Here is a 1,238-nt window from a genome sequence, read left to right on the forward strand (position 1 = left end):
CGAGTGTTGTTAGCGCCAAGGCGACCGAATTAAACGATACCGATGCACTGGATATTTTGTTGACCATTGATCACCGAACGGAACAGGCCACCGATACACTCGCTATCGATATCAAAGGCCAGAGTTTGGAAGACCTGAATCTCAGCCAGAGCGAGAATCTCGCCGTCAGCGTTGCCGCTGCGAAATTGGATCTCAACGCCGATGTTCTGCTTGAAAATCAAAACCTAAGCGGTTCTGTGGGCAGTCGCTTTAACAGCGCAACGCTTGTCGGTGATGGTGAGTCGCAGGTTGCTAAAGAGCTTGCAAGTGCGCTTGCCAATGTTGAAGGCTTTTATCTGAACAGCCAGTTATCTGGAACCTTATCTCGGCCAGAGTTTGCATTTGAATCTGATCTCGACAAAGTGTTAAAAGACGCGATCGCGGGAAGATTTAAAGAAAAACAAAAAGAATGGGAGGGCAAGCTGAAGGCAAAGCTTGATAGCAAGCTAAGTAATTATTTGGCAGAGAATAAAGAGGTCACTAACTACTTTGGCGATCAAAGTGCCTTGCTGGACGGCGAGCTTGATTCGGTGGCGTCTCTATTAGATACGCAGCTTGATTCTTACGTTGATGCGCAGGCCGATGAGGCCAAAGACAAAGCGAGCAATGCGCTTAAAGACAAACTTAAAGGCCTGTTTTAGATATTCGCACGGTGAGTTTAATCGGCTGTGATGGTTTTGGGCTTTCAGGCTTTCAAGGCCGGGTGCGCAGGGGTTAATACGCTCTTGTGTAAAATATTATTTGCTCTAATCTAGACTGACTTCCTAAAAATTTAGTTCACCATCGGTTTTTTATGAAAAGCACGTTTTGTATTGCTGTGATTGGCGCTTCTAAGGAGCAGTTCACCCAACTGTCTGCGTCTTTTGAAGTTGTAGAGTCTGAAGTACAAGTAAGAGCGCTTGATCGCTTTGATGAGTCTGATAGTGAGCAATTTAATGCGTTTGTCATCGTTGGCGATCTATCAAAAGACAGCATGGCGGTATCGGCTCCAGAGACGGTTAATGTTATTCGCGAGTCGGAACATGGACTTAAGCCCATCGTCACGCTTGGGTTCGAACACCCGTTGAGCGATGCATTAATCTCTAGCTTCGACGAAACGCAACTAGAGAGGCTCATTCCGTTGTTCTATCACTACACTCAGCGAAATGAGATTCTTTCTTTGAATGCGCATGCAAATTTGATCGAACGCTTGATTCGTT

Annotated in this window: 2 protein-coding genes; both read left to right on the forward strand. The window is 45.9% G+C overall.

Annotation, left to right across the window (positions count from 1 at the left end; genetic code table 11):
* The coding region (locus tag A3751_RS23160; RefSeq protein WP_197466509.1) for a hypothetical protein at positions 1-680 on the forward strand (680 nt) is incomplete at its 5' end.
* Positions 681-832: 152 nt separating this feature from the next.
* Positions 833-1,238: hypothetical protein (locus tag A3751_RS18945; protein WP_156492626.1), on the forward strand; the 406-nt coding region annotated here is incomplete at its 3' end.

It is taken from the genome of Oleiphilus sp. HI0080 (assembly GCF_001635135.1).